A 997-nucleotide genomic window follows, 5' to 3' on the forward strand; every position below is an offset into this window, starting at 1 on the left:
CTTGACTATTGCAATGTTTCCCAGAACAATAGAGTTATGGAAAGGACTCATGGTTGTTTCTTATCCTCCTTGTTGCTCAGTCTTCATTACAAAGTCTGTTACCCAGCCCTTCATTTTACCTCCAACCCACTAGCTGTTTCCACCTCTTCACTTCTGCTCTTAGTAGAGAGTAGGCGGCTTGTGAATAGGTGATGAGAATTCTATTATGCGAGGCTGTCGAATGAAGGACTTCTGGGGAACCTTACAGTAGTCAAGGAAACTTCCAAATCTAACAGAAAGGAGACCTTCCACATGAAATGTTTTGTCGGTTTAGACGTCAGTTCTACCAAGTTAGATGTCTGCATTATGCTCAGCGATACTTCCACACCATTTTGCGCCTCACTTCCAAATGATTTAACAGGAGCTGCTGAAATCAAGAAAGCCGTTCTTGATCTAAATGAGAAGCACAGCTTTAAAAGAATCGTGATTGGGATGGAGGCAACGAGTCTCTATAGCTTTCATCCTGCCATGTTCTTCAATGAAGATAGCCAGTTAAAACAGCTGGGGGCTGAAGTGGTCGTTGAACAACCAAATAAGATTAAGAAATATCGAGAAGCTTTCGAAGAAAATAAAAATGATTTTATCGATGCCTTCTATATTGCCGATTATTTCCGTATTGAACGCTTTTCCCCCGCCTTTCTTAAAGAGGAAAAGTATATGGCTCTCCAACATCTCACTAGAACTAGATTACAGATGGTGGAACAGTTGAGCAAAACTAAGCAACATTTTATCGAAAATATTTATTACAAGTGCAATACTCTTTCTTCTGAAATCAAGAAAGAAAATCTTAGCACCTCTGTATTCTCGTCAACTATCCTAAGCTTGATGACCGAGGATTTATCCCTTGATGAAATAGCTTCGATCCCTCTCGATCAACTTGCCGACTTCTTACAAAGTAGAGGCAAGGGACGATTTAAAGACCCTAACAAGTTGGCCAAAGCCATTCAAGCTGCAGTTA

Annotated in this window: 1 protein-coding gene; it reads left to right on the plus strand. The window is 40.5% G+C overall.

Going from position 1 to position 997, the window contains the following annotated elements; genetic code table 11:
• Positions 1-291: 291 nt before the first annotated feature.
• Positions 292-997, plus strand: a 706-nt coding sequence (locus I1A59_RS09445) for a transposase (RefSeq protein WP_196092491.1), incomplete at its 3' end; no start/stop codon positions are given.

The sequence above is a fragment of the Streptococcus sp. NLN76 genome, assembly GCF_015686645.1.
Taxonomy (GTDB): Bacteria; Bacillota; Bacilli; order Lactobacillales; family Streptococcaceae; genus Streptococcus.